We start from the raw sequence: 6018 nt of genomic DNA, 5'->3' as shown, positions 1-6018 counted from the left end.
TGCACATAGGCACCGATCTCCTCGCCGTAGAAGTTGTTCTCAAAACCCACCGCCATCGCCGCTTTCACGCCGGGGATCGCGTTGAGCACTTCATCTATTTCCAGGGGCGAGTAGTTCACGCCGCCCCGAATAAACAGCTCCTTCAGGCGACCAGTGATAAAGAAATAAGGCCTGCCATCGGCACCCAAACGCCAGAAGCCTTCGTCGCCGGAACGGAACCAGCCGTGGGTAAACGCGCTGGCGTTGGCATCGGGGCGTTTAAAGTAGGCACGCATAACATTCACGCCCCGAATAACAATCTCACCCCGCGCGTTTTCAGGCAGCGCACAGCCGCTTTCGTCGTGGATCGCCATCTGGTTCTCGGGAAGCGGGATGCCAATCGAAGGAAAGCCACACTCCCATAGCCAGTGGGCGTAGTCGGGTTTATCAAGGTCTATTGGAAGGAAGCACGAATAGCAGGTGGTTTCGCTCAGGCCGTAGCCGTGCACCACACGTGTACCAAAAACACTATCGAAGCGCTTGGCGAGGTCCGTGGTCAGTGGCCCGGCACCGCAGATAAAGTGGCGGAAGTCCGGGGGAATGGCGATGCCGCTGGGGTGTGTCTCGCAGAGAAAGGCGAGAATGGTCGGCACCACGCTACACCACGTGCATTTCTCCTCGGCGACGGTCTTCCAAAAGCGGCTGGCGGAGAACTTTCGGTTTAGAACCACGCTGCCACCAGACACAAGCGGCGTCACCAGCGTGACGACAATCCCGTTCACGTGGTGGATCGGTAGCACGAGCATCGCACGGTCAGCCTCGGTGAAGCCATGCCACGCCGCGATCCCTTGCGCATCGGCAATGAGATTCTGGTGCTCCAGCACCACCCCCTTGGGTGCCCCCGTGGTTCCTGAAGTATAGACAATCAGTGCCTCGGTGTCAGGAGGTAGCGTCCGGTTGACAACCCCACGTGTGCAGTGAGCGAACTCCAGCTTTGTCACCACGGGGCAGGTCTTTACACGGTGTGCCTGCTCGGGCGGGGCAAAGGCCACTGCCACTTTTCCGTGCTCCAAAATATAGGCGATTCGCTCATCGTCCTCGGTGCTGTTCACGGGCACAACGGTAACGCCCAGAAACCACGCCGCGACATAGAGCAGCACGGTCTCGGGCGTGTTGCCGGTCAGTGTGGCGATTCGGTCTCCGATCTGGAGGCCAATGTCTTTGTTGAGGTGCTCCGCCAGAAAGCTAGCCTGGTACCAGAGGTCTTTGTAGCTCCACTGTTGCCGCGTCCCGTCGTCTGCAATGAACGTGAGAAACGGTGCCTCACTGCCCGCGCGAGCAAAGACCACATCGGTAAGATTCCGATAGCGAAAATCATACGGTGCGCTCAGCGACCGTGCGTGTTGGATCTGCGGAGAAAGCTCCGTGCTAAAGTTCTCGTCCGTCATTAGTCGAGGTTCCGTGAGATTATAGCATAAAGGGTGCTGATATTGCTACGACAGCACAAACAAATTGTGACTGTCCTAGTTTTCAGTGTCGTTGTCACAAACGGCTGCCATCACGACGTTAATTCTCACCATGAAAAAGATCGGCACGATAGTAACATTGGCATTAGCCCTGGGCGCGGCTTCCGGGGCACGGGCGCAGTTTGATAGCAGCTTCTCCGGGCGCGAGGAAGTTACCTACCAGGCGTTTTTCCCGTCGGATAAGATTAAGAGCTACCTTGGCAACGGCCCGCTCAATGGTCTCTCCTGGACACACCGACTGACGGAGCCTCCGAGTGTGGGACTGGGACGGACACTATTTCTGGACTGGGCGACAACCGGCGGCCAGACGACCCGCAACTTCCTGGCGGGTGGTCTGGGGGTTCAGTCGCAGGCAAGGCTAGGCACCGAGGGCACGACGCTCAATCTGGGGGGCGGCGTGGGCTGGTTCGGGACATTTGGCAATAACACCACATTCGATCCGGGCCGAAAAAACGGCCCAATTGCTCGTGTCACCGCAGGACTTCATGTAGCGGGAAATCTCATCCTAGAAGGGGCGTACTTCCGCTCACTTCGTGCAGGCGATGGCGTCGAAGGCACCGGCCTGCGCGTCGGGCTTCGGTTTTAACCTTCCTCGGTGTTTCGCCCCCATGAACGGGGGCGTCTTTTTGACGGCTTCGCCGACGCGAAGGGCGTTCCGCCCATACCGAGTTGATATGGCCGCTTGCGGCCTTCGCGTCCGAGACACGAGGACAATAAGACGCTCCCGTTCATGGGAGCGAAAAAAGGAATCCCCTCCTCAACTGTCGAAATGCGAGTCATGACAAGACTTGGCATTCAACTGATTATCTTTGGCAAGCGCAGCGGCGACGACCTGCCCGGCGTGCTGGCGGATGTAAAGACGGCAGGCTACGACGGCGCGGAAGTGGGCAACCCCACCACCAGTGTCGCCGCCCACGACTACAAGCAGCTCTTCGACGACGCAGGCCTGGCCTGCGCGGGCTACCACACGGGTGTGGGGGGGCTCACCGATCTGGATCACGTGCGGGAGACGGCGGCGCACATGAACATCGTGGGCGCAAAGCACCTCATGGCGGGTGGGAAGTGGCCGGACGCCGCAGGCTACGAAGACGCGGCCCACACTCTCAACGCGGCGGGTGAGATTCTGGAGAGTGAAGGGATATCGCTGTGCTACCACAACCACAACTGGGAGTTCTTTGACTTGCCCACGGGTGGCACTGGCATGGAGATCCTTCTGCACAATACCGATCCGGCTTATGTCCATTTCTGCTTCGACCTCTACTGGGTCGCCTGTGGCGGCGAAGACCTGGTGAGTTTTTTACAGTCCCACGGCCACCGAAGCAACTACCTGCACTACAAAGACGGCACGTTTGATCTGGAAACCAAGCTGCCTCTGACGTTTACCGAGCTGGGCAACGGGCAAGTGAAACTCATCGAGGCCACGCGCGTCGTCAAGACACTCAGCCCCGCCTGGATCACCACCGAGCAAGACCGCGTCGCGGAGGGCGGCGATCCGGCTACCTCGGCCAAGATCAGCGCGGAGTATGCGCGAAGCGTATTAGGGATTTAGCGCCTCGTGGTACCATAGGCCGTTATGCCGAAAGTTGCTGTTCTTCCCGGTGATGGAATCGGGCCTGAGATTGTGGCGGAGGCCGTCCGTGTCCTCCGCGTGGTAGCTCCCGACATCGAATTGTCTGAGGCGCTGGTCGGAGGCGCGGCCTACGACGCGACAGGGCATCCCCTTCCCCCCGAGACGCTGGAGCTGTGCAAGGCCAGCGATGCGGTGCTGCTGGGAGCCGTGGGCGGGCCGAAGTGGGACGTGATTTCGGACCCCAACCTGCGCCCTGAGCGTGGCGCGCTTCTGCCACTGCGCAAGCACTTAGGGCTCTACGCCAATCTGCGTCCTGCGATTTGCTATCCCGCACTGGTGGCCGCGTCCAGCCTCAAGCCAGAGCTGCTCGAAGGTGGGCTCGATGTGCTGGTCGTGCGCGAGCTCACCGGCGGGATGTACTTCGGACTCCCCAAAGAGAACGACGGCAACCGCGCCGTTGACACCTGCGTTTACACCAAAGACGAGATCGTGCGCATCGCCCATGTCGGCTTTCAGGCGGCGCAGAAGCGAGGCAAGAAGCTCTGCTCCGTGGATAAGCAAAACGTCCTGATGACCAGCGTACTCTGGCGTGCGACGGTCGAGGAAGTGGCAAAAGAGTACCCTGAGGTGCAGCTCTCGCATTTATTGGTGGACAACGCGGCGATGCAATTGGTGCGCTGGCCCAAGCAGTTTGATGTGATCGTCACCGAGAACTTGTTTGGTGATATTCTCTCGGATCAGGCCGCGATGCTCACCGGCTCGCTGGGCATGCTACCGTCGGCGAGTTTGGGGGCGGGCAGCTTTGGAATGTACGAGCCCTGCCATGGCTCCGCGCCGGATATCACGGGCAAGGGAATCGCCAACCCGCTGGCCACAATTCTCTCGGTCGCGATGCTCCTGCGTTATAGCTTTGGGCGCGAGACCGAGGCCAAGCGCATCGAGACGGCTGTAGAGGCTGTGCTAGAAAGCGGCCTGCGCACCCCCGATATCGCCCAGCCCGGCGAGGCCACCGTGGGAACACGCAACATGGCTGATGCCGTGCTTGGCAAGCTCTTGGCATAAAGATGCAAGCGCTCACAGTGCGACTTGCCACCAGTGCGGATGCGGTCGCACTTGCCTCCCTTACCACGGAGACATTCACACAGACCTGGCACGACCTGGTTCCCGCCGAAGATGGTGCTGGGTACTGTGCCACCGTTTTTTCTCCCGAAGCGCTTCATAATGACCTCGACCGCCCCTCGGTTTGCTATCTCGTGTTCGCTGGCTCGGAGGGGCTAGCAGGCTATGTGCGCCTCTCGTGGGGGCTTGCGCCCCCAGCGCCCCTTGAGATTCCATACCCCGCGCTTCTGGATCGCTTCTACCTCCAGAGCACCTGGCACGGAACCGGCGCCGCGCAGACTCTCTTACGGGCCGTCTACGAACAGGCACGCGACTATGGCATCGAGACACTCTGGTTGTGCCACCATCCGAGCAACGAGCGGGCGGGACTACAATGATATAGTTATGGTTCGTGGCATAAGGGAAGTAGGTAAGAACACTGAACGCTGAAAAGGCACTCTCACCCAAGCAGCTTATCGGAATCTCCCTACTGATTCTGGTATTGCTAGCGGGAGGCGGCTTCGTCTGGTTCACTGCCCCCACTCCCCTACCTACCTCGTCGGCTCCCGTGTTTTCTTTCGCCAATACAGCAGTTATCGAACTGACTATCACCCGCCGGTACACCACCCTGCCACCATCTCCTGCAGCTCCTCCTAGCCCCACTCCCTCTCCTAAGCCAGGGAAAATCTCCGTGCCTCCCCGTACCCCTATGTTGTCCCGAAAAAAAGCGGCGACACACATTCCGCCCGGTGCAGTCCCTGAGGAGGAGCTACGCAAGGCGGGAATTCCCACACAGCCTAGTGGAACGAATATTCCCATTCGTGTCCGTGCGCTCTTCTATCTTGATGTTTCTTCAGGGTGGGTTTGGAATGTGAAAACCCACCACTATGAACTCGACGCCACAGTGATGTACTTGATTGAGGCATCAACAGAGACTCACACAAGCCTCATTCGCTCTGGCTACGTGCATATCCCGTCCGACGCGGGTCGTTTTCAGAGCTCACTGCCACCCGCCTTTCGCAAGGAACACTTCGATGCCTACCCTCTGATCAAAGAGTACCCTGAGGCTCTTGAGGACATCATGCGGCGAAAAATACTGGAGGATCTTATCTTCGAATGGCAGTACGCTAACTCTCACAAATCAAAGAAGCCGTGATATAACAGTGCCGCAGAAACTTTCTTCTTTTTGGAGACACGTCGGGACTTCTTTCCATGGCCCAACATCTAGCCATTGTCACACACAATATTATCAAGGGGGATGGTCAAGGACGTGTCGCTCTTGCTATCGCCGAGCGTGCACTCCACGAAGGCTGGGACGTTGATCTCATTGCGCTCCGTGTGGAGCCGAGCCTACTGGAGAGCGGAGCAAGGCACATTCCCCTGCCGCTCAGCCACTTGGGGAAGAGAACCGCGTTTTTCCGTGGTATCGAAGGCGTCCGTTTCGCCGACAACTACCTGAGGCAGCAGGGCACGCGCTACGATGTGATCCTGGGATACGGATACACACTCACCTACCCGCACCAGGTGAACAACGCGCAGTTCTGCCATCATGCCTGGGGAAAATACGTCGCGACCAGCGGGATGGCGGAGGCCAGTGCCAAAACCCCTTATCAAAGGCTCTACACGGCCCAAAATAAATGGGGGGAACTCAAGGCATTCGCCCAGTCTGAAAGAATTATCTGCTGCGCGAATCGTGTGCAACAAGAGCTTTTAGAGATCGGGGTTCCTCGCCATAAACTCGAAGTCATTTTCAATGGCGCAGATCCCGATGAGTTTAGGACGACCCCTCTCCCACGGACGCAATTTGGCCTACCTGAGGGTGTCCCTATGGCCGTTTTTGCGGGC

At 58.6% G+C, this 6018-nt stretch carries 7 protein-coding genes; 6 read left to right on the top strand and 1 reads right to left on the bottom strand.

The window, feature by feature from the left end:
- Window positions 1-1427 (bottom strand): class I adenylate-forming enzyme family protein (locus ACH2EH_RS04560; protein ID WP_395139384.1); only part of this gene is annotated, 1427 nt, incomplete at its 3' end.
- A 130-nt stretch (window positions 1428-1557) separates the two neighbouring features.
- On the opposite strand from ACH2EH_RS04560, the gene ACH2EH_RS04555 reads away from it, so the two are divergent.
- The 6 genes from ACH2EH_RS04555 to ACH2EH_RS04530 form a co-directional block, all read left to right on the top strand.
- Window positions 1558-2091: a hypothetical protein gene (locus ACH2EH_RS04555; protein WP_395139382.1), complete on the top strand. Its 534-nt coding sequence runs from the start codon at window positions 1558-1560 to the stop codon at window positions 2089-2091.
- 192 nt (window positions 2092-2283) lie between these two features.
- Window positions 2284-3054, top strand: a complete 771-nt coding sequence (locus tag ACH2EH_RS04550; RefSeq protein ID WP_395139380.1) for a sugar phosphate isomerase/epimerase family protein — start codon at window positions 2284-2286, stop codon at window positions 3052-3054.
- 24 nt (window positions 3055-3078) lie between these two features.
- Complete coding sequence (leuB, locus tag ACH2EH_RS04545) at window positions 3079-4137, top strand: 3-isopropylmalate dehydrogenase (RefSeq protein ID WP_395139377.1); 1059 nt, start codon at window positions 3079-3081, stop codon at window positions 4135-4137.
- A 2-nt stretch (window positions 4138-4139) separates the two neighbouring features.
- Complete coding sequence (locus ACH2EH_RS04540; protein ID WP_395139374.1) at window positions 4140-4571, top strand: GNAT family N-acetyltransferase; 432 nt, start codon at window positions 4140-4142, stop codon at window positions 4569-4571.
- Window positions 4572-4882: 311 nt separating this feature from the next.
- Window positions 4883-5329 carry a hypothetical protein gene (locus ACH2EH_RS04535; protein WP_395139371.1) on the top strand — a complete coding sequence of 149 codons (447 nt, stop codon included), beginning with the start codon at window positions 4883-4885 and terminating at the stop codon, window positions 5327-5329.
- Between the two features lie 56 nt (window positions 5330-5385).
- A partial coding sequence (locus tag ACH2EH_RS04530; RefSeq protein ID WP_395139369.1) for a glycosyltransferase family 4 protein occupies window positions 5386-6018 on the top strand: 633 nt, incomplete at its 3' end.

This window comes from Armatimonas sp., assembly GCF_043760365.1.
In the GTDB taxonomy this organism is placed as follows: Bacteria; Armatimonadota; Armatimonadia; order Armatimonadales; family Armatimonadaceae; genus Armatimonas.
This window is presented reverse-complemented; position numbering and strand designations above follow the sequence as displayed.

Excerpts from the sequence above, each read along its gene's own strand:
- ACH2EH_RS04555 (WP_395139382.1), top strand. The coding sequence starts at position 1,558 with ATGAAAAAGATCGGCACGATAGTAACATTGGCATTAGCCCTGGGCGCG.
- ACH2EH_RS04550 (WP_395139380.1), top strand. The coding sequence starts at position 2,284 with ATGACAAGACTTGGCATTCAACTGATTATCTTTGGCAAGCGCAGCGGC.
- leuB (WP_395139377.1), top strand. The coding sequence starts at position 3,079 with ATGCCGAAAGTTGCTGTTCTTCCCGGTGATGGAATCGGGCCTGAGATT.
- ACH2EH_RS04540 (WP_395139374.1), top strand. The coding sequence starts at position 4,140 with ATGCAAGCGCTCACAGTGCGACTTGCCACCAGTGCGGATGCGGTCGCA.
- ACH2EH_RS04535 (WP_395139371.1), top strand. The coding sequence starts at position 4,883 with ATGTTGTCCCGAAAAAAAGCGGCGACACACATTCCGCCCGGTGCAGTC.